Annotated in this window: 16 protein-coding genes and 3 pseudogenes; 10 read left to right on the forward strand and 9 right to left on the reverse strand. The window is 58.9% G+C overall.

The genetic code is table 11. The features are described from left to right. The first annotated feature begins 2 nt into the window (after positions 1-2). The 6 genes and pseudogenes from brxL to ACWGKN_RS04950 all read left to right on the forward strand — a co-directional run. Positions 3-2,057 carry a BREX system Lon protease-like protein BrxL gene (gene brxL / locus ACWGKN_RS04925; RefSeq protein ID WP_452094797.1) on the forward strand — a complete coding sequence of 685 codons (2,055 nt, stop codon included), beginning with the start codon at positions 3-5 and terminating at the stop codon, positions 2,055-2,057. Positions 2,058-2,360: 303 nt separating this feature from the next. Further along, positions 2,361-3,198, forward strand: a pseudogene (locus ACWGKN_RS04930) (transposase). Positions 3,199-3,233: 35 nt separating this feature from the next. After that, complete coding sequence (locus ACWGKN_RS04935) at positions 3,234-4,235, forward strand: ABC transporter ATP-binding protein (protein ID WP_424254326.1); 1,002 nt, start codon at positions 3,234-3,236, stop codon at positions 4,233-4,235. A 128-nt stretch (positions 4,236-4,363) separates the two neighbouring features. Further along, positions 4,364-5,107, forward strand: a pseudogene (locus ACWGKN_RS04940) (L-iditol 2-dehydrogenase); the annotation flags it as partial. 45 nt (positions 5,108-5,152) lie between these two features. Then, entirely contained in the window at positions 5,153-6,634 is a 1,482-nt protein-coding gene (locus ACWGKN_RS04945) for a mannitol dehydrogenase family protein (RefSeq protein ID WP_452094798.1), read from the forward strand. Positions 6,635-6,647: 13 nt separating this feature from the next. Next, a pseudogene (locus ACWGKN_RS04950) lies at positions 6,648-7,145 on the forward strand (FGGY family carbohydrate kinase); the annotation flags it as partial. A 266-nt stretch (positions 7,146-7,411) separates the two neighbouring features. On the opposite strand, the gene ACWGKN_RS04955 reads toward ACWGKN_RS04950, so the two are convergent. Then, the gene (locus ACWGKN_RS04955; protein WP_035225518.1) at positions 7,412-7,645 is read right to left on the reverse strand and encodes a hypothetical protein; all 234 of its coding nucleotides are present in this window, start codon (positions 7,643-7,645) and stop codon (positions 7,412-7,414) included. 499 nt (positions 7,646-8,144) lie between these two features. On the opposite strand from ACWGKN_RS04955, the gene ACWGKN_RS04960 reads away from it, so the two are divergent. The 3 genes from ACWGKN_RS04960 to ACWGKN_RS04970 all read left to right on the forward strand — a co-directional run bounded on the left by ACWGKN_RS04960 (position 8,145) and on the right by ACWGKN_RS04970 (position 12,653). Continuing rightward, on the forward strand, positions 8,145-9,140 hold the full coding sequence (locus tag ACWGKN_RS04960; RefSeq protein ID WP_035225524.1) for a methyltransferase: 996 nt from the start codon (positions 8,145-8,147) through the stop codon (positions 9,138-9,140). Between the two features lie 325 nt (positions 9,141-9,465). Further along, complete coding sequence (spt, locus tag ACWGKN_RS04965) at positions 9,466-10,650, forward strand: serine palmitoyltransferase (protein ID WP_424255834.1); 1,185 nt, start codon at positions 9,466-9,468, stop codon at positions 10,648-10,650. 245 nt (positions 10,651-10,895) lie between these two features. After that, on the forward strand, positions 10,896-12,653 hold the full coding sequence (locus tag ACWGKN_RS04970) for an ABC transporter ATP-binding protein (RefSeq protein ID WP_452094799.1): 1,758 nt from the start codon (positions 10,896-10,898) through the stop codon (positions 12,651-12,653). Between the two features lie 72 nt (positions 12,654-12,725). On the opposite strand, the gene lptB is transcribed toward ACWGKN_RS04970, so the two are convergent. The 8 genes from lptB to ACWGKN_RS05010 form a co-directional block, all read right to left on the reverse strand. Then, positions 12,726-13,451 (reverse strand): LPS export ABC transporter ATP-binding protein, encoded by a 726-nt coding sequence (lptB, locus tag ACWGKN_RS04975; RefSeq protein WP_424255836.1) that lies wholly within the window; start codon positions 13,449-13,451, stop codon positions 12,726-12,728. Positions 13,452-13,605: 154 nt separating this feature from the next. Then, positions 13,606-13,857 (reverse strand): acyl carrier protein, encoded by a 252-nt coding sequence (locus ACWGKN_RS04980; protein WP_035225532.1) that lies wholly within the window; start codon positions 13,855-13,857, stop codon positions 13,606-13,608. Between the two features lie 19 nt (positions 13,858-13,876). Next, a complete protein-coding gene (locus ACWGKN_RS04985) occupies positions 13,877-14,803 on the reverse strand; it encodes an NAD-dependent epimerase/dehydratase family protein (protein ID WP_452094800.1) in 927 nt (308 codons plus the stop codon). 120 nt (positions 14,804-14,923) lie between these two features. Next, a complete protein-coding gene (locus ACWGKN_RS04990; RefSeq protein ID WP_035225536.1) occupies positions 14,924-16,663 on the reverse strand; it encodes a fatty acyl-AMP ligase in 1,740 nt (579 codons plus the stop codon). Continuing rightward, positions 16,663-16,914: a hypothetical protein gene (locus ACWGKN_RS04995; RefSeq protein ID WP_424255811.1), complete on the reverse strand. Its 252-nt coding sequence runs from the start codon at positions 16,912-16,914 to the stop codon at positions 16,663-16,665. Before ACWGKN_RS04995 ends, ACWGKN_RS04990 begins: the two co-directional genes overlap by 1 nt. 745 nt (positions 16,915-17,659) lie before the next feature. Next, complete coding sequence (locus ACWGKN_RS05000) at positions 17,660-18,616, reverse strand: hypothetical protein (protein ID WP_452094801.1); 957 nt, start codon at positions 18,614-18,616, stop codon at positions 17,660-17,662. After that, positions 18,613-19,596: a diacylglycerol/lipid kinase family protein gene (locus ACWGKN_RS05005; RefSeq protein WP_424255813.1), complete on the reverse strand. Its 984-nt coding sequence runs from the start codon at positions 19,594-19,596 to the stop codon at positions 18,613-18,615. Before ACWGKN_RS05005 ends, ACWGKN_RS05000 begins: the two co-directional genes overlap by 4 nt. A 39-nt stretch (positions 19,597-19,635) precedes the next feature. Then, positions 19,636-20,844 (reverse strand): CDP-alcohol phosphatidyltransferase family protein, encoded by a 1,209-nt coding sequence (locus ACWGKN_RS05010; protein ID WP_035225547.1) that lies wholly within the window; start codon positions 20,842-20,844, stop codon positions 19,636-19,638. Positions 20,845-21,163: 319 nt separating this feature from the next. Between ACWGKN_RS05010 and ACWGKN_RS05015 the strand changes: the two genes are divergently transcribed. After that, on the forward strand, positions 21,164-22,084 hold the full coding sequence (locus ACWGKN_RS05015) for a metallophosphoesterase family protein (protein ID WP_035225549.1): 921 nt from the start codon (positions 21,164-21,166) through the stop codon (positions 22,082-22,084). Positions 22,085-22,091: the final 7 nt, after the last annotated feature.

Here is a 22,091-nt window from a genome sequence, read left to right on the forward strand (position 1 = left end):
CTATGAGCGCACTCGATGATAAGATAAATGAGCATTTTCAGGGTCTGGTAGTTCGCAAAGACCTGGTCAAGATTGTAAAGGGCAACGCCATCGTCCCGACCTACGTGCTCGAGTACCTGCTGGGTCAGTACTGCGCCACTGCCGATGAGGACAGTATCAAGAGCGGTATCGATACGGTCAAGGAGATCCTCAGCAAGCATTATGTCCATCGCAACGAGGCCGGCCTGGTCAAATCGGTGATTCGTGAGAAGGGCCGGCACAAGGTCATCGACAAGATCGGCGTGCAACTCAATGACAAGGATGATGTCTACGAGGCGACCTTCAGCAATCTCGGGGTTGCCAAGGTTCTGGTCGCCACCGACACGATCAAGAAGCATCCGAAACTGCTGGTGGGCGGGGTTTGGTGCATCTGTGATCTGGAATATGAGCCTGCCGAGGATAAACGTGTCTGCCCCTGGATCCTGCAGAGCCTGAAACCGATCCAGCTCTCCTATTTCGATTTTGATGCCTATATCGCTGCCCGCAAAAACTTCACGACGGAGGAATGGATCAATCTGCTGCTGCAATCGATTGGGTTCAATCCGGAGATGTTCGGGGCCAGAAGCAAACTCCTGCAACTGATCCGTCTCATTCCCTTCTGCGAGCGGAATTACAATCTGATCGAGCTCGGCCCGAAGGGGACGGGTAAATCGCATATCTATTCCGAGTTCTCCCCGCATGGCATTCTGATATCGGGCGGGGAGGTTACCGTCCCGAAGCTCTTCGTCAATAACTCGAACGGCAGGCTCGGTCTGGTCGGTTATTGGGATGCGGTGGCCTTTGATGAATTTGCCGGGAGGGAGAAGAAACCGAACAAGGCCCTTGTCGATATCATGAAGAATTATATGGCCAACAAGACCTTTTCCCGTGGGGTCGAGACGTTGGGTGCCGAGGCCTCCATGGTGTTTGTCGGCAATACCCGGCACAATGTCCCCTATATGTTGAAGCACACCGATCTCTTTGACGAATTGCCGACGGTATACCACGATTCGGCCTTTCTGGATCGACTGCACTTTTATATCCCCGGCTGGGAGGTCGATATTATCCGGGGGGAGATGTTCTCGGAAGGGTATGGCTTTGTCGTCGATTACCTGGCCGAGATTCTGAAGAACCAACGCAGCCAGGATTTTTCTCAGGTCTATACCGACCATTTTCAGTTGCTGAGTGATATTTCCACCAGGGACCGGGATGCGATCCACAAGACTTTTTCCGGTTTCATGAAGATCCTCTTCCCGCATGGAGAGGCAAGCCGGGATGAGATTGAGGTCTTGTTGCAGTTCGCCATCGAGGGACGCAAGAGGGTGAAGGACCAGCTCATGCGGATCGATTCGACCTATGCAGCGGTGCAATTCGGCTATACGGCGGTCGATACGGGAAAGAAACAGTTGGTGAAGACGCTCGAGGAAAAACAGTTTCCTCAGCATTATTATCCTCACGGCGCCGCTGCGACTGAAGAGGCGGGCGATGATAAAGAGAAATCGGAAGCGACATCTGGGCCTGCCGCTGATGATGTGCCAAAAGATGAGGTCCTGAAGGAAAAGCACCTGGTCATTGAAGAAAACCAGAAGGGGATTTCATTTGATGACCTTTTTGGACCCTACCTCAAGGGAGCTTCAAGCCTCGTTATCACTGACCCGTATCTTCGAAAATTCCACCAGCTGCGAAATCTGATGGAATTGTTGGAGACCGTTACTCGATTAAAATCCGACGATGATGAGGTTCAGGTGCATCTCGTAACGGTTGAGGACGAGTTCAACGGCGATCAACAGAAGGGATATCTCATGAATATCCAGGAGAACATCTGGAACGGCGGCATTCGGTTCTCCTGGGAGTTCGTTCCTGACAAAAGTATTCATGCTCGACATATCGTGACGGATAATGGCTGGAAAATCCTGCTCGATAGAGGGCTGGATGTTTTTCAGGCCTTTGATAGCAAGGATGCCTTCTCACTTTCCAGTCGATTACAGAAGTATCGGTCGTGTAGAACGTTTGAAGTAACTTTTGTGAAAGAAAAGTAGCCAGAAATTGCTCAGCTGAAGTTTCCCGTTATTAAACCCGGCTGACCCGAGATCCTGGCAAGCGAGGCTCGTGATTCGAATCCGAACCGAGTTCGGAGAAATATTTATTTCAATAATTTCAAGACGATGCAGTGAAAAATTGGCGAAAGCTAACTGATTGATATTACACGGCAAATCAAGAGCGATTTTTCACAGGAAATGAGAAAATTTGAGTAATAACAGTGACATAATAGTGAATGCGAGGCCCGCTCATGGTAAGATGTAATTCTCCATAACAAAAAACCGGAGGAGCCTCGCAAGCCCATACTACACTCTCTGCTCGCCGAACTCAAAGCCGAATTTGCCGGATCCGAAAAAGCCGAGGAACGCGGTGTCTGGTTCCCGCATACCCTGCTCGCCATTATCCTGCCGTTCACCTCGTCCAAAACGTCAAATCTCCTCCGGGTCTTCCACGTCCTCTTCGGTTTTGCCGAGATCGGCAGGAAACGCTACTACACCTTTATCGCCTCGCCCAAAATCCCCTGGGACAGGCTTTGGCCAAGGCTCTGGCAAATGATCCCTCGACCGGAAACCAACGGCGGACTGATTGTCGCCCTGGATGATTATCTCAACCCCAAAACGGGCAAAAATCAGCGGGCAGTTGAAATGCTTGCGGCGTTTGCCGGAGAATTCCCCCGGCAGCGTATCCTGGTGGTGGCCGACTCATGGTTCGGCAATCAGGGGCTCTGGAAACCGTTGCGCAAGGAACTCGGCACGCAGGCCCAGCTGCTGTTTCGTCTGCGCGTCAACCGTCGAGATCATCGAATATTACGGCGCCAGATGGAAGATCGAAGCCGGCTTCAAAGAACTCAAACAGGATATCGGCAGTGCCGAGACCCAGAATCGAAACCCGATAGCGGTGAAAAACCATCTCAACCTTTGCATGATGGCCACCTCACTCACCCGGGTGTATGCCTGCCACCTCGACAAAACGCCTTCTCGGCGGCATGCGGTCAAAGGCCGCAACCATTTCGCCTTTTCCGATGTCCGGCGATTGATTGCCCAAGATGCGTTGGACAAGGATTTTCAATGAGTTTGCCCACTTCCGCGTAAACCAATCGAAAATTCCGTCGCCGTCGCGTTTATGAGGCTCGCCGCATGAAACTTTTTCGGGAAACTTCAGATAGGAAGGTATCAATGGGAAATATCACACTGAACAAGGTGACCAAGAAATTCGGCGATACCGAGGTCATCCCGCCGATAAACCTGGAGCTCAGCGAAGGGGAATTCCTGGTCTTCGTCGGGCCTTCCGGCTGCGGCAAGTCGACCCTGCCGCGGCTGATCGCCGGGCTCGAGGACGTGACCAGCGGGGTGATCGAAATCGACGGACGGGACGCCACCAGGATCCCCCCGGCCAAACGCGGCCTGGCCATGGTCTTCCAGTCCTATGCCCTGTATCCGCACATGTCGGTCCGCAGAAACATCGCCTTCCCGCTGAAGATGGCCGGTTTCGCAAGGAAGGGGATCGACCGGCGGGTGGACAACGCCGCCAAGGTCCTCAATCTCACCGACTATCTCAAGCGGCGGCCCGGGCAGCTCTCGGGCGGCCAGCGGCAGCGGGTGGCCATCGGCCGGGCGATCGTCCGCGAGCCGGCGGCCTTCCTCTTCGACGAGCCGCTGTCCAATCTCGATGCGGCCCTGCGGGTGAACATGCGCCTGGAGATCTCGGAGCTGCATCGGAACCTGAAGACCACCATGATCTACGTCACCCACGACCAGATCGAGGCGATGACCATGGCCGACAAGATCGTGGTCCTCAACGCCGGTCGGATCGAGCAGGTCGGTTCGCCGATGGATCTCTATTTCCACCCTCGCAACCTGTTTGTCGCCGGCTTTATCGGCTCGCCCAAGATGAATTTCATCGCCGGCGCCGAGGCGGCCCAGCACAATGCGGCAACGTTCGGCGTCCGGCCCGAGCATATCGCCCTCTCCCGGGAGATCGGGGAGTGGCGGGGGAGTGTGCGGGTGGCGGAACACCTCGGTTCCGACACCTTCCTGCATGTCAATGTCGAAGACATCGGCCTGCTGATCGTGCGCACCGACGGGGCCTTCAATTTTTCGTATGGGGATGAGGTGCTGCTGACACCTGATCCGGCCAAAATTCACCGCTTTGACAAAGATGGGGTAACAGTGACATGAAACGACTCGAGGGCAGATCAGCAATCATTAGGGGCCGTTACGAAATAACCGTTACATTTTTCACCATTTCGTTACGGCCCCTTATGCCGGAAAGGTATTTCTGTGTAACGGTTATTGTTTGACGACGGCTTACCGGCTCGGCGCGGGGGATCGGCAGGGCCTTCGCCAGGGCCTACATCCGGGAGGGGGCAACCGTGGCGATCGCCGACATCAACCTGGCGGAGGCCGAAAAGACCGCAGCCGAGATCGGCGCCGGCGCCTATGCGGTCCGGCTCGACGTCACCGACCAGGCCTCGATCGATGCCGCGGTGGCGGCGGTCGAGGTCCGCACCGGCGGCATCGACATCCTGATCAACAGCGCCGCCCTGTTTGATCTTGCCCCGATCAGCGAGATCAGCCGCGACAGCTACAACCGGCTTTTTGCGATCAATGTCGGCGGCACCCTGTTCATGCTCCAGGCCGTGGCCAGATCGATGATCACAAGAGGCCGGGGCGGCAAGATCATCAACATGGCCAGCCAGGCCGGCCGGCGGGGCGAGGCCCTGGTGGCGGTCTACTGCGCCACCAGGGCCGCGGTCATCAGCCTGACCCAGTCGGCGGGCCTCAACCTGATCCAGTACGGCATCAACGTCAACGCCATCGCCCCCGGGGTGGTGGAGGGCGAGCACTGGGAGGGGGTCGACGCCCTGTTCGCCAGGTACGAAAACCGGCCGCCCGGCGAGAAGAAGCGCCTGGTCGGCGAGGCCGTGCCCTTCGGCCGCATGGGGACCGCCGAAGACCTGGTCGGCATGGCGATCTTCCTCGCCAGCGCCGAGGCCGAGTATATCGTCGCCCAGACCTACAATGTCGACGGCGGCAACTGGATGAGCTGATTCCCGGCCCGAGCGGCAGGACAGAATTGAACAGAGGAGGACCTCATGACCATACGACTGGCCCTAAGGCAGCTTGACACAATTGCCACCGCCGCCACACCGGCATACCAACGATCGTCGCTCTCACCCGGTTTCGTGCATTTCGGTGTCGGCAACTTCCACCGCGCCCATATGGCCGTCTATCTCGACGCGCTGTTCAATAGCGGCCGGGACAGGGACTGGGCCATCATCGGCGCGGGTGTACTGCCCTCAGATGAAACGATGCGCCGGATCCTTGCCGGCCAGGATTTTCTCACCACGGTCGTCGAGCAGTCGGCAGGGCGCAGCGTCGCCCGGGTCACCGGTTCGATGATCGATTTCCTGTCGCCCGACGATCCGGCGGCGATCATCCGCACCCTGGCCGACCCCGCCATCCGCATCGTCTCGCTGACCATCACGGAACGCGGCTACTTCATCAACCCGGCCACCGGCCTATTCGACCATCAATCGCCGGCAATCGCCGCCGATGCGGCCCACCCCGAAAGCCCGAAAACGGTCTTCGGCCTGATTATCGCCGGGCTCAAGGCCAGGCGCCAGGCGGGCATCCAGCCGTTTACCGTCATGTCCTGCGACAATGTCCCCCATAACGGGGTCGTGGCCCGCAACGCGGTGGCTGGTCTGGCTAGGCTTTTCGATCCCGGCTTGAGCGACTGGATTATCGCCAATGTCGCCTTTCCCAATGCCATGGTTGACCGGATCACCCCGGCCACCGGCGACCGCGAGCGGCAGATCCTGGCCCGCGACTTCGCCATTGCCGATGCCTGGCCGGTGTTCTGCGAAGACTTCAGCCAGTGGGTGCTCGAGGACAGATTTCCGGCCGGCCGACCGGCCCTCGAAACCGTCGGGGTGGAGTTCGTGGCCGATGTGACGCCCTACGAGAACATGAAGATCCGGATTCTCAACGGCGGCCATGCGGTCATCGCCTACCCGGCCGGGCTGATGGATATTCATTTCGCCCATGAGGCAATGGAACATCCGCTTATCCTGGGGTTTCTCCGGAAGGTCGAGAGCGAGGAAATCATCCCCATCGTGCCGCCCGTGCCGAACACCGACCTGCATGCCTATTATAAAAAGACCGAGAGCCGCTTCGCCAATCCGAAGATCGGCGACACTATCCGCCGACTGTGCCTGGACGGCTCCAACCGCCAGCCCAAATTCATCATCCCCTCGATTGCCGATCGCCTCACGGCCGGCCTCGGGATCGACGGGCTGGCCCTGGAATCGGCCCTGTGGTGCCGCTATTGCTTCGGTACCGGTACCACCGACAGCGGCCAGGTCATCGAGGCCAACGACCCGAACCGGGACCGCCTTGTCCCAATGGCGCGGGCGGCCAGGGACGACCCCATGGCCTGGCTGGGGATGACCGACATCTACGGCGAGGTCGGCCGTTCCGAGGTTTTCCGCACGCGCTTTGCATCGATGCTCCAGGCCCTCTGGATTGATGGGGTGGAACGGGTGCTCGCCCGGTATGATCTAGGTGTGATCTGAGGGGGAAAATCCTATGTATCTCGGGCTTGATCTGGGCACATCCGGGGTCAAGGCGCTGCTGATTGACGGCGACCAGCGCCTCGTCGCCTCCGCCACCGGTGAACTTGAGGTCAGCCGCCCGCATCCGGGCTGGTCCGAGCAGGACCCTGCCGCCTGGATCCGGGCCACCGAAGCGGCGCTGGAGGCCTTGAAGATGAGCCACGGCAATATGCTGGCGGCGGTTCGTGGCATCGGCCTGTCGGGGCAGATGCATGGGGCCACCCTGCTTGATCAGGCCGACCGGGTCCTCAGGCCCTGCATCCTGTGGAACGACACCCGCAGTTATCGGCAGGCGGCCCGACTCGATGCCGATTCCCGGTTCCGGGTGATCACCGGCAATATCGTCTTTCCCGGTTTCACCGCCCCGAAGCTGGTGTGGGTGAAAGAGAACGAACCGGCGATCTTCGCCCGGGTGCATTGCGTTTTGCTGCCGAAGGACTATCTCCGGCTGTGGCTGGCCGGCGAGCGTGTCTTTCCGCCGGCGGCGGGAGGACGCCTCCAGTTGAAGAGGACACCGGGCAACAGAAAAGGCCGATGAAGAGGGGAATCCTCATCGGCCTTCGTGCGCCTGCCGTGCCCTCCAGGGCGGTGCAGGAGATGGTCGTACAAGTCGTGCGGGCTGGCGGGTTGTTGGTTTTTACCGCCTTGAAATTGCTCGAAGTCCAGTCAGCCGCGGAATCCTCGAGCCAGTAACCGGCCATGGGGATGATGAGTGCATCCGGATGGTCCCGGCCCCGATCACATCCTCGAGAATTGTTTGATCCATCCCTCCAGGAGCGGCTTTTCGGCGTCGTCGATCTCGAGGATCTCGCACCGCGACAGCAGCCAGTGATGCATGTCCATGGCGGCACCATTCCATTCCTCGATGGAGAGCACCGGCTGTCCGAATTGTGATGCCGGATGATCACTGGTGATGTTGCATGTCAGTTCCACGTGTTCCCGATCGAAAATGTCAAAAGATCTGATTTTCATGGTCTGTCTCCATTTTGAAAGGCTGACCGATACTCTTCATGGATACCTTGTCCTGACGATTCGGTCGAGAGAAAATCTCTCTGTCGGTGAATCGAATGCCATTATATCCGCGACTCCGCCCGGACCGCCGGCCGGCGGGGAGGGGCCGACGCCTTCAGGGCCGGATTGAGGCGCGGTACGACCACGATGTTCTCTCCAACCGCTGCCGATGACAGGATGCCGAACTGTTTCTTTTGCGATTTTTTCGCACTCTGATAAAGTTTCTTGACGTGCTTTTGTCCATGCAACGGCGTGTTTGATTTCCGGGGGCTCTCCGTGAGTATGCATCCACCGATGGAGACGGGTATCAGGGAAATATTTTTATGCCACGTTGGGGAGACTTGTCATCATGGCGCCGAGTGCCGGAAGAGGATGATTTTTGAGTTATCAGTAACTTGCAAATATATCGCTGTCATATTTCAATCCAGGGCGCCGGTATCGACAAATGGAGGAACGGGAAATGGAGAAAGAATGGGGCAGGGCAGACCTGCTGGGTGTCTCGAGTGCCTACTGGCGGGGTTGCACCCTGCAGGCCGGGGTACGGCTTGGAATCTTCACCGAGCTGGGGGAACAGACCCTGGCCGGGGAGGAGGTGGCGGCGGCGATCGGCGGCGAGCGCCGGGCGACCGGGCTGCTGCTCGATGCCCTGGCCGGAATGGGCCTCGTCGAAAAGCAGGATGACCGCTACCGCAACAGCACGGCGGCACGGGACATGCTCATCGCCGGTGCGCCCGGATACCTGGGCCATATCATCCTCCATCACCATCACATCCTTGACGGCTGGGCCCAGCTTGACCGGGCGGTGATCTGCGGCGGACCGGTGCGGAAAAGATCCTACGGCGCCGAAATCGAACGGGAAAGCTTCCTGATGGGGATGTTCAACCTGGCGATGGGGATAGCCCCGCTTGTGGCCGGACAGATGCCGCTCGCCGGCCGCCGGCGGCTGCTCGATCTCGGCGGCGGACCGGGCACCTATGCCATCCATTTCTGCCTGGCCCATCCCGACCTCCATGCGGTCATCTATGACCGGCCGACCACCGCCCCCTTTGCCCATGCGACCGTCGACAAATTCGGATTGACCGGCCGCATCGAGTTTCATCCGGGCGATTTTGTCAGCGATCCGATCGGCGGCGGACCCTACGATGCCGCCTGGCTGTCCCACATCCTGCACAGCAACGATTCGGCGCAGTGCCGGCTGTTCATCGACAAGACCGCAGCGGCGATGGCGCCGGGCGGGGTGATCATGGTCCACGATTTCATCCTCGACGACAGCGGGGACAGTCCGGAATTCGCGACGCTCTTCTCCCTCAATATGCTGGTCAATAACGGCCGCGGCCGATCTTATCGTGAACGGGAGATCAGGGAAATGCTCGAGCAGGCGGGGTTCGGCCGGATCGAAAGACTGGCCTTCCGGGGGCCGAACGATTCTTCGGTGATGATCGGGGTGAAACAGTGATGGGGAGACAAGGACAGCTCCTGCGTCGGCTGCCCGAACTGATCGACCGGAGTCTCAAACTTAACCCCCTGATTATATTTACGGAGCATGAATTCCAGATTCCATTTGCATTCATAACCATTCCACGCTACTATTTTCAGCCTTCTCCATCTTCCTCCCGGTTTTCCTGTGGAGAAATGGGCCTCTTGTCGAATCCACCGTCCCATGGTATTCCCGTGGTTGTTGCAGGGAGTAGCGCGGTCGTCAGCTTTTGTCGTAATTCGGGCCAATTCACATCTCAACGACCATTGAGTGAGTTACATCGGACAGATTGAAAATGAGTAAAATGGATATCTTTGATAAGTTTCAGCAGTTGGCAGAGGCCCGAAAATCGATGGAGAAGAATTGCAGCGAGTTCTTCCACATCGTTCTCGAAGACATATCGTCACCCACCGAGGCGGTGGTGAACGGCCGCCCGACACTTCTGGCCGGTACCAATAATTACCTGGGGCTTACCTGTAACAAGGAGTGCATCCGGGCCTCCTGTCTGGCCGCGGAAAAGGAGGGGACGGGCACCACCGGATCGCGGATGGCCAATGGGACATTTGCCGGACATATCGCCCTGGAGCGGGAGTTGTCGGATTTTTACGGCCGTTCCCATACCATCATCTTTTCCACCGGCTATCTCGCCAACCTGGCCATACTGTCGACCGCCGTCGGCCCGGGAGAGGTGATTCTCCTCGATGCCGACTGCCATGCCAGCATCTATGACGGATGCCGCCTGGGCGGGGCGGAAGTCATCCGGTTCCGGCATAACGATGTCCATGATCTGGAAAAACGGCTGCAGCGGCTCGCCAAGAGAGAGACCAATGTTCTGATCGTCGTTGAAGGCATCTACAGCATGATGGGCGACAAGGCGCCGCTGGCGGATATTGTCGCCGTCAAGCGGAAGTATGGTGCCTGGCTGGTCGTGGATGAAGCGCATTCCCTCGGCGTGCTGGGGGAAAACGGCCGCGGCCTGACGGAGGAAGCCGGAGTTGAGGATCAGGTTGACTTCATCGTCGGGACGTTCAGCAAGAGTCTGGGGGCGATCGGCGGTTTCTGCACGAGCAATCACCCGGGCCTGGAACTTATCCGCTATGCCAGCCGGCCGTATATCTTCACCGCCTCGTTGTCGCCATCGACGATCGCCTCCACCCGGACAGCCCTGGGGATCATCCGGACACAGCCTGAATTGCGGAAACGGCTGTGGGACAACGCCAATGTGCTGTATGCCAGGATCAAAGGACTCGGCTACGAGGTTGGACCCGTCCCGAGTCCGATTATTGCCATCCCTTACCGTAACGTGGAAGAGGCCTTCGCGATGTGGAATGGTCTGCTGCAACGCGGCATCTATGTCAACATGGTTCTGCCGCCGGCCACCCCCGGCGGCGGGGCGCTCCTCCGCTGCAGTCTCAGCGCCGCCCACTCCAGGGACCAGATTGACAGGATTGGCGAGGCCTTTGCCGCCCTGGCCGGTATTCATGTCTGATGCCTCGGTCTCGGAGATTGACGGGTCCCGGTCATAGGCCTCGGCCATCCCGTCCGGACCGATCTGCGCATGGGACTGTGACGGGCGGGACCTCTTCCGTGACCGTGCCTGACGATATGCACACCCTGACCGCGACCACCTGCATTTCCGTGTGGCGGATGGATTGCATCCATGGCCGCCATCGCGGATAAACGACGGATCCTCCGGCACTCACATTTTCTTCTCGGCATCAACTGCAGGCAGTCATGCGATTAATCCTCACATTCTTCAAGGCATACCCGACCCAGAGCATCATCACGCTCGTCGCCATGCTGCTGGCCGGTATCGCCGAAGGCTTCGGCCTGTCGATGCTGCTGCCCCTCCTTGGGGTGGTCATCAACACCACGAGCGGAGCAGAGAGTCTCGCCGGAATTTCGCCATCCCATCTCGAACGCTATGTGAACGGAATCTTTGCGGCGGTCGGTCTGCAACCCACCATTGGCGTCCTTCTGGCCTTTTTTGTGGGATGCATCGTCCTGACCGCCCTGCTGTCGCTGCTGGCGAACAAGAAGGTCGGGTATATGGTGGCCCAGGTGGCCACCGATCTCCGTCTGGCCCTGATACGCGCGCTCTTCGCCACCCGCTGGGAATACTATGTCCATCAGCCGATCGGGATGTACACCAACGCCTATGCCACCGAGGCCAACCGCTCGGCGGATGCCTATCTGTATGGCATCCGGGTCATCGCCCTGCTGCTGCGGACGACGGTGTACGCCGCTGTCGCCCTGCTGATGGCGTGGAAGGAGACCCTCATCGCCCTGGGGGCCGGCTTCTTCATCCTCTACATTCTCCGCCGGCTGGTCACCAAGGCCAAAAAGGCCGGGCAGCGCCAGACCAACCTGCTCAACTCGCTGCTCGCCCTCTTAACCGACACCCTGCAGTCGATCAAACCCCTGAAGGCCATGGCCCGCGAAGACATGGCCGATCTGGTGCTGCAGAAGGAGACCAACAAACTGAACCGCGTCCTGCGGAAACAGGTGTTCAGCAAAGAGGCCCTGAAGGCCCTGCAGGAACCGCTGATCACCATCTTTTTCGCCTTCGGCCTCTATGTGGCGATGATCTGGTGGCATATCCCACTGGCCACGGTGATAACCATGGCCTTCATGCTGGTGAAAATCATCAAGACCCTGCAGAGCGCCCAGAAGGAACATCAGACCATGGTCATCGCCGAAAGCGCGTACTGGTCCCTGGTGTCCAGGATCCAGGAGACCGAAGGGGCGCATGAAGACCTCGGCGGCACGATCGAGCCGATCTTCGACGAGTCAATCCGCCTGTCCCAGGTCAGCTTTTCCTATGGCGACAAACCGGTATTGCGAGATATTTCGCTGAATTTTCCCCAGGGGACATTTTCGGCGATCATCGGCCCCTCCGGGGCCGGGAAGACGACCATCGTCGACCTGATCACCGGGCTGCTCTCGCCCCAGTCGGGGCGGGTGTGGCTGGATGATCTGGACCTGGCCGCCGTCGACCTGAGGGCCTGGCGCCGAATGATCGGCTATGTGCCGCAGGAAACCCTGCTGCTGCATGATTCCGTGCAGATGAATGTGACCCTCGGCGACCCGAAATTTTCCTCCGGGGACGTGGAAGATGCCCTGCGGGCGGCAGGGGCCTGGGATTTTGTCGCTGAAATGGCGGACGGCATCGATACCGTGGTCGGGGAGCGGGGCAGCCGCCTGTCGGGCGGGCAGCGACAGCGTATCACCATCGCCCGCGCCCTGGTCCACAAACCCAGGCTGCTCATCCTCGACGAGGCCACCAGCGCCCTTGATCCGGCCAGCGAGGCCGCCATCTGCGCCACGCTGAGGCAACTGCGAGGAACGCTGACAATCCTGGCGATTTCGCATCAGACGGCGATCCTGGATGCAGCCGACCGGGCCTACCGGCTCAGAGGTGGATGTGCCCATCTCATAGAAAAAAACGCCGCTGCCGGGGGAGAGGTGGAGCGCCACGGTCCCTCGGCGTAACAGGTCGATACGACGAGGCAATGCGCTTAATGCCGGCTGTGGAACAGAAGTCGGGCAAGGGGAGCGCAGGGCTTAAAGCCTGAATTTCTCACCCAGGTAGGTTTCCCTCGCTTTGGGACTGGCGGCGATAAAATCCGGGTCGCCGAATTCCAGTATTTCCCCATGGTCGAGGATATAGGCCTTGTCGCAGACAAACAGCGTTTCGCGGACGTTGTGGTCCGAGATCAGGACGCCGATCCCCCTTGCTTTCAATTGGCGGATAATATTTTGAATATTGATGACGGCAATGGGGTCGACCCCGGCAAATGGTTCATCCATCAGGATGAATGACGGTTCGATCACCAGGGCCCGGGCGATCTCAAGACGTCGCTGTTCGCCCCCGGAGAGGGTATAGCTCAGGTTTTTGGCCAGATACGACAGGCGGAAATCGGCCAGCAACCGGTCCTTGCGGTCCTGTTGTTCGCTGCGGCTGATCCCCAGGGTCTCGAGGATGGCCAGGAGATTGTCCTCGACGGTGAGTCTGCGAAACACGGACATCTCCTGCGGCAGGTAGGAGATTCCGGCCCGGGCCCTGGTGTATATGGGCAGGTCGGTTACGTCCCGGTCGTCAAGCAGAACCTGGCCCTTGTCAGGTTGGATCAGGCCGACCACCATGTAAAAAGTTGTTGTTTTTCCTGCCCCGTTGGGACCCAGCAGACCGATGACCTGCCCTGATTCCACCTCCAGGTCGACCCCGCGCACGACCTTCCGGCCCTTGTAGGATTTCTCGAGTCCCCGTGCTGAAAGCATCCTCTCCATCATTCACTGTGCGTCAGGTGTGGCTTTCGGGTTCGGCTCTCAGAGCAAACGCGAGAGCTCGCAGGAAAACGGCTGCCGGTCAATCTCTCCAGGGCGGTACCAGCAATGAAAGGCCGGGATCCGCAGGATACGACTGACAAACGGACCGATCGTCTCATGACGATTCGGTCAGTTTCTGCAGTTCGTCAACGAGATTTCCGACTGTCCTGATCCCACCCAGAATGTTGATCGGGATGGAGATGTCATGGGCGTCTTCCAACTTCTCCAGAAGTTCCATGACCTTGAGTGAATCAAGATTCAGATCGTTCATCAGATCCAGTTCCATTGTCACCTGCAGGGCATCCTGCGGGAGGATCTCGTGCAGCATGTCCTGGATCTGTTGCAGAATGTGTTCTTTCGTGGCCATCAAATGTGCATCCTTGTTTCTATTTGAACATCGTCTGCCGCAGCCCTTCCTCCAGCAAGATCCGGGGAATCCATGCCGTTTCACGGTGCAGTTGGCTGTTGTCCGCGACCCAGTCCGCATGGACCAGTTCCCGTACCTTCCCGGGCGTCAGCATGGGGACACCGCCCAGAACATGCGCCGCCATCAGGTTGATTGCAGCGACCATCCGTACACAGCATACCGGTATGTGCGCCCGGACGATGGCCTTCCCCCGCAATTGCTCGGCGACGGCGATAATTTCCTGCCATGAATAGCCGTTCGCCTGTCCATCGTGCAGTTCGTAACACCGTCGCGGATGGGTGCTGTGTTGCAGCCAGGAGTGCATGGCCTCAACCAGGTCTTCGACGTACAGCAGGGACACACGGTTTTCGGCGGATCCGATGACCGGAGCGACACCTCTGAACATCCATTGGAACAGGGGCAGCAATTCCCGGTCCCCGGGGCCGTATACCGCCGCGGGTCGAAATACCCCCCAGAACATATTACCGGCAAGAGAGGCCAGCGCCTGCTCGCCGTTGCGCTTGCTCGCGGCGTAAAATGACAGCTGGGGTTCACGGGCCGCGAGGGAGGAGACGAGCAGGAACCGCGGTTGGGGGTTCCGTGCCGTCGCTATTTTGACCAACCGTGCCACGCCTTCGACATTGACGTGGTCAAAGTCCGCCGCAGTGGAGCCGCGGACCGCACCGGCGCAGTGGACAATAGCTTCGGCCCCGGCGATCAGCCGTTCCAGGCTTTCTGCATCACCCATGTCGCCGGTAATCCATTCGACGAGGGGATTGTGAGGACGTTTGTGGAGTGAAGAGGCGCGTACCAGGGCCCGCACCTGCCAGCCGGAAGAAGCCAGCCGTTGGGCCGCCAGGCTGCCGATAAACCCGGTGGCGCCGGTTATCGCAATGGTTCGAGTCATCACTGTCCGTCTGGATAATGCCGCTGATTTCGTTCAATGGGTGATGGCCCGCTGTCGCTCGGCCGAACCGGGCAGGCCCGGCCTATCGGCTGGCGGGTTGTTCGGGATTTTAACGGTGCTTCAGGAAGTTGCGGGGTTGAGTTGAAGCATATTCTGCAGGTAATCTTTTCTGGTGGAGTGACGGGATGGCTTACCGGACGTTGTTCGAATCAGGGTGTTGCGGGCCACCAGCTCAATAATGCAGTCAATCCCCAACTCCGCGCGGACCAGCTGGTTTATTTTCCTGATCAGATCCTGACGTTTCTGTTCGTCATTTTCCCGACATTCGACCAGGAGCACCGCCTGATCGTACATCTGCGGATTCGGGATAGGGAATGCCGTTGCATCACCGGTCCGGATCTCCGGCTGCGATTCCGCCAGATATTCGATATCCTGCGGCAGTATATTGCGGCCGTTGATGATGATCACGTCTTTGGACCGTCCGATGATGACCACATCGGTACCGACCAGGTAGGCGATATCGCCGGTATTGAGCCAGCCGTCCGGCGACAGGACTTCCCGGGTGGCCTCGGGGTTGCCGAAATACCCCGACATCACGCTTGGGCCTCGTACATACAGGGTCCCGCATTGCCTTTCGGGGAGGATTCGGCCCTGTTCATCTCTGATTTCCAATTCGTAGCCAGGCAGCAGGCTGCCACAGTTGGTAAATATTTTGGCCCTGGAGGTTCCATTTTCCACTTCAGGATCGACGGCAAGGGCCTGCTGGTGGGAAGCCAGCTGTTCCGCATCGACTCGATCCACCTGCACTCCGGCACCCAGCCGGCCGAAGCACACCGCCAGGGCACATTCAGCCATGCCGTAGCAGGGCAGGAAAGCGCGGGCATCAAAGCCGCTGGGCTTCAAGCGGTCGGCAAAAAAGGCCAGGGTTTCGGTATGGATCATCTCCGCGCCGACACCGGCTACCCGCCAGTTGCGCAAGTCATAGCCGGCCAGATCGTCGTCCCTGAGACGCCGGGCGGCGAGATCGTAGCCGAACGGCGGGCTGAAGGAGATGGTCGCCCGATTTTCCGACATGATTTTGAGCCACAGCCGCGGGCGCATGGCGAAATGACGAGTGTTCAAATAGTCGACCGAGATCTGGCAGACCAGGGGAGTGAGGAGCAGCCCGACAAGTCCCATATCGTGATAATAGGGGAGCCAGGACACGGCGCGATCCCCCTCCCGGACCTGAACACCATGCTGGATGATCGCCCGGGTGTTATTTAAAACGGCTTCCTGGGAGATCATAACCCCTCGCGGGAAGCGGGTGCTGCCTGAGGTATACTGCAGATATGCCAGTTCATCAGCCTGCAGGGGCTGCAGTGGGGTTGTTGATTCCGGCAGACTTTCGAAGGTCTGTGAATTCCCTGCGAAGCGGATATTCTGTCGCGCGGCGGCATCTGTCAGAAAGAGCAGAAAATCATCATTGGCTATCGCAACCTCCGCCCGGCATATGGACAGGAGGCGTTGCAACTGGTTGGTATACTCCTGCTGGCCGCTCAATTGTATCGTGGCCGGCAGCGGAACCGGGGTGAACCCTGCATACTGGCAGGCGAAAAAGAAACGGACAAAATCAGGATGGGTATCGGCAACGATAGCTACCCGTGTGCCTCGGGGCAGATCAAGAGAAAGCAGCTTTTTGGCCAGGCTCAGGGCATCGCTGCGCAATTGTGCATAGGAGAGTGTGGCGTAGAGTTTTCCCTGACCGGAATAGAAGTTATAACCGGTATCCCCCTGAGCAGCGTAGTCCAGCGCTTCGGCCAGGGTTGAAAATCCTTCAAAAAGTAACGGTAAATCATGTGTAGTGGGCGTTGCTTTCATCAAATCGAGATAACTCCAGGGATACGGTCGGTTGAAGATCCTGCACTGTCCGATGAAAAATCTGCGTGTGCGTCGACCTGGTAAATATGTTCGTCGAGGTCGTTTTGCACACCTCTCCATGCAGAAAAAAATTGGTTCACGATACTGCCGCGCATCCGTTCCGACGCCTGAAAGCGTGTTGGGTCCGTGCTCGATTTTTTCGCGGCATCAACGTGTGCCGCCCGACCCGGGTAGGACAGCACACCGGTCATACATTCCGAAGAGCTGATCAACATCTTGTCCCGGTTCCATATGCAACAGTTCCCTTCAGGCAGGAAACTGTAATACCGGCCATGCCGAGTGACAAGTATTTGCGGGACTTGGAACTTCCGGCGGGAAATGTGATAGATTCCAAGGTGTCTGACACGGTATCCGGATGCAGGAAGAGGGAGTAGGAACGGTCGGGTAATGCAACCCTGTCCGCGCTCAATATATTTCCACTGCCCGTGCTCTTGTCATGACCAGAAGTATGCCGGGCCAGTTTCCGTCGATCGACATCGGCAGGTGCACTACCAGACTCGTCATAATGCAGAGATTGCTCATCTCCGCCGGTCCTGCCAGCAAGCCGCCGGGGCAGATCACGGTTCACAACGAAAAGCTTATGCGAATACCTGACAAGACAATTCTGCTGAAGAATATACTAATCAGTTTCGATGCTAGTTTTTACCTCAAGAGGGCATTTTTTACCACTTTTTTAATGTCCTATGAAAAAAACATTCAATTTGAATGAAACAAAAAACAGCGGCGAAATCCTGATTGGAGCGATTGTAATGCGTATTCCGGTAGCTGGCTGAGAAACAAAAAAACATCTGATATTCAAATGTTATAAGTGAAATATGATATTAATGCCGGCGTGGTGAAGATTTCAGTGCAGTCTTTCGTCGTTCGCCGCAGGGAATGGCGAAAATGCCCTCGGTCGTATGGACAGCTGCACACGATGCGACCAGATGTTAGAAATCATCGAACTCCGCCCCGGCGGTACAACCGTAATGACAAGACACACAGGGCCAGAATCGGATGGCGCTGCAGGAAAGGGCTGACATCGATCTTGACCCCGGAGTGCCGTTCAATTTTCCAGACGATGTACTCCACCCCCCCCTCAAAGGTCAGCGCCCCTTTCGCCAGTCTCAGCACCGAAAGGATCTTGCCTTGGACAATGCGAACGGTCCAGGTGATACGCGCCAGGAAGCGCGCTGTAGTGTCAATGCCGGCCGAATACAGCGTGGACCCCTGGCTGTCCGTGGAGGTTATCTGGAACGGAACACTGTCAAAGGCCTTGCGGGCGACCTCCTCGAAGTAATCAGCGGAGGCTTCGAACAGGCGTGCCTGCCGGTCCGGGCGTTCCGGCCGAAACTCGGCCCGGTACGTCATTTTTAGCCCCGTGAGCCACAGTTCGCGGATGGTCCATCGCTGCGGCAGCAGCGGCAGGACCCTGGCGATAAAGGTGATGACCGCCTGGGCAAAGGCCGTGTGAATTTGCGTTGCCACCCTGTCGTTGCAGGTGTAGACGACTGCTGCAGGTTGGCAGAAACGGGCCCAGAAATAGGAGTGGAACCAGCGTCTCGATGTTCCTTTCTGTAAATCGGCCAGGGACAGGAGGGCGTATTTGGCGCGGACCCGTTTGCCCTCGAGAAGGGTTTCCAGGTAGAACACATTGGGCGGCAGCAGCTTGTTGAGCAAGGCCTGGCGGAGGTTGCGGTTGGCGGAGAGATATCCGTCCACCAGGACGTAGAGATCAAAAAGTCCGTCCAGGTCCTTACCCGCGTGCAGGCACGATCCATAAAACACAATCCCCTGCACAGCCGTGCCGTAACGGGAAAAAATCTCCTCGACCAGGAGATTGACAGCCGGCGGGACATCTCTGGGGGCATGCTGCTGGATTGCGCGAACCAGTTGTGCTGGAGCGGTCATCATTCTATTCGTAAAAAGGTTGCTCTGCCGCCGGATCGCAAGACGGTTGGTTCCTGTATGGTACTCGGTGTGTACACTTCTCCGTCGAGGGCAACAGGGCTGTCAAGAAAGACACGTATTTCTTCGACATTGCTTGATAAATAGCCATTCTCCGGCGTTCCACGGCGGCACCGGCGGCCTCGTGCCAGCATCGGCAGGACCTGCAGCAGATACGGGGCCCCGGTTCTGACTGCCGTATAGCGCAGCGGCCCATGGCCCCCTCCCCAGAATGGCCGCAGACCGAAAAAAAGGCGGTCCAGTGTCGTAACGAGGAACAAGAGAAAATTTTCCTTCTGCGGTGGCTGACCGTCAAGGCTGACCGTCATGGCGGTGGTGGTCATCCGGCGGTTGCTGTGCCGCACAGCGGCCCACAGAGAACGGCACAGGGTCAGGACTATCCCCACGACACCATGCAGTCCCTGGTTATGGAGGTTCTGCTGATAGTAGCGGATGCCCTGACTGATGATGGCGGCACCGCAAAACATGCCGTATTTCGCCTCGTGACCGGGGACCTGGAGGCACAGGACCGACCGCTCTATCCGGACGACCCGGCCCTTGCCGGTCCGGGTCCAGTCAAGCAGACGGCGCAGGGCGCGGTGCTGGTCGCCGGCCATGCCGACATCGCCGGCAATCATGTTGGTCGTCCCTGCCTCCAGTACCACCAGGTGCGGACAGGTGGCAAAGAACCGGCGGGAGAACAGCACTGTCAGGGTGGCCTGGACCGTGCCGTCGCCGCCGCTGATCACGATCAGATTGATGTCCCGGCGGGCGAAGTCGGCCAGGGCGTCGTGTACCTCCAGGGGGGTCCGAACCTCTGTCATGAGGATATCGGAACAGCCGCTGGTGGTGCGCGGCAGGGCCCCGGGGGCCTGACGGTTGCTGCCGCTCAGCGGATTGTACAGGATTCCGATCCGTACAGTCTCGTCGATTGCCGATAGTGTCATGGTCGTTTCGCCGGTATCAGGATGCAACCATTGCCCTCATCAGCGGCCCTTGCGGCCGGTAAAGATCCGCGCCGCCAGGGAGTGCTGATACCTGGGCGTATCCGCCTCGGCCAGCCATGAATCGAGCGGTCGGCCCTGCCTGAGGCGATCGTATCCGGCGGTCGCCAGCCGGCCCAGCAGGAACACGGTGCTGGCCACCGTCCACAACGTCACCGCCACCAGTCCCAGATCCGGCCTCCCCGCGAGATGGCTGAGGGTCAGCAGGATCAGGTTCGGATTGCGCCTCGCCGTGATCAGCCGGAACCAGGAGTCGACCGGCTGCCAGCAGAAGATGCTGAACTTGCCCAGCAGCAGTTGGAACGATCCCTCGACCAGACGGCCGCCGATGTACCCGGCCAGGATCAGCCAGAAAAAGGTGGTCAACGGCCAGCCCAGGCCGTCGACCTGGGCGGCGGGCAACCCAAGGGCCCACAGGATATACCACAACGGGGGATGGACGAGATCGATCACATGGTCGAAGTAGTGGCCGAATCGGCTGGAGGTCAGCGTCACCCGGGCCAGTTTGCCGTCCACGGTGTCGAGAAAGGTCATCAGCCATCCTGCCAGCAGCCCCGGGCCGAAGTGGCCGGCGGCAAAGGCGATACCGGCGATGATAACCAGCATCAGGCCGGCCAGGGTGACATGATTGGGCCTGACATGCAGTCGGACGCAGAGTCCCACCACCTGTCGGGCCAGGCAGGGCCAGGCCCATTTGGTGACCAGATCCGTGACCCCTTTGTAGGACCAGTCGAAAAGCCGCCGCTCCAGATCTTTTCTGCGCTCGGCAGTGATCCGGAGGATGAAAGGCGGTTCTTTCTTACGCAATTTTTTGTGAAAGGGGAGGGGGATGGTCGCCGGAGTCAGGTTGTCGATGCCGGGCAGCGTATCGTCCGTGGTCCTGCCGGTGATGAGATCCAGGGCCTGTTGCGCCAGACCGGCCGGGACATGGGCGGCAACGGTTGTCTGGGGCTGGTGGTCCGGCAGTTGCAGGAGAATGTTGGGGGTTGCGGTAAGGTTCTCGATCAACCGGTCATCGAACAGGTAGTCACCGCGGAGGATCAGGACGGTGTCATGATCGGACAGCCCTTGAAGTTCATCCGCGCTACAACTCCGGACGGTATCTCCCAGTATGCGCTCTATCCGCTGTTGTGAGGTCATGCCCCAGATCCGGATCGGACTGATATGGCAAAAATTGATATAGATAGTCATTACAATGCTCTTTATCGTTCAACGAACCAAAATACGACGGGATGCTCCACCTGTGGGCCTGGATCACGTCCTGCCGCGCGGGTCCCTGAGGGTGGAGAGCCGTCTGTCCAAAATTTGCGCGCCGCGCTCCGATGACGGCGAGTCGCAGGCACCGGCCGCCCTGTTGCACCGGTTGTAGAACTGAAAAAGTCAATCTTTGCAAAAAAATTCTTCTTCCTGTATAGCTTTGGCCATTATGGCTCCGACCTCTCCAGGTACCCTCAACTCCGGCGGGACGTTTATCCGGTCGGCGGACGATGCGCCCCCGGCCGCAAGGTATGTGGTTGCCCATTGCTCCGACCCGCACATCACCTGCGCCGGGCAGAGCGGCCTCGGTGATTATCTCAACAAGCGGCTGCTCGGCTGCCTGCGGTGGCAGCTGAAACGGCGGCACGACCAGCACGATGGGCTTCTTACCACTCTTTATGAAGATCTGCAACGGACACGACCGGACCACATCGTCGTAACCGGCGATCTGACCCATCTCAGCCTGCCGGCTGAATTCGCAGCCGCCCGGGATTGGCTGCAGACCATGGGCACCCCCGAGCAGGTCACCGTCGTTCCCGGCAACCATGACCAGTATGTCAGGACGGAATGGCGGCAATCGTTCGCCTGGTGGCTGCCGTACATGGAGGGCGATATGCCGCTGCCGCAGGCCGTCGCCACCGACCCGGGTCCGGGGGATATCTTTCCGGCATTGCGCATCCGTCGAGATATCGCCCTGATCGGCACCAGTTCTGCCCGGCCGAGCGCTCTGCATCTGGCCACGGGAGCAATCGGCGACAGACAGCTGGCGAAGCTGGAAACGATCCTGCAGCAGCTGAGCGGACAACCCCTGTTCCGCATCCTCCTGATCCATCACCCGCCGGTAAACGGCGTCGTCAGCCGGCGGCGCAGTTTGACCGATGCCCCGTCGCTGCAGGCACTCATTGCCCGATACGGGGTTGAGCTGATCCTCTTCGGTCATGCCCACAAAACGGCCCGGTATTTCCTCCCCGGGCCGGCGGGGCCGATCCCGGTCATCGGGATGCCGTCGGTATCATCCCTCGAGCGCTCCGATGATCAGCGGGCCCGCTATTGCCTGTATGCAATCGTGCGCTCCGCCGATCGTTGGGTGGTGCGCATGGAAGAGCGGCTCCTCGGGGCTGACGGCATGCGATTCGTGGCCGGACCGCGGCGGGAGTTCATTGTCCCCAGGTAGCGGGCTG

It is taken from the genome of Desulfoprunum sp., assembly GCF_053613775.1.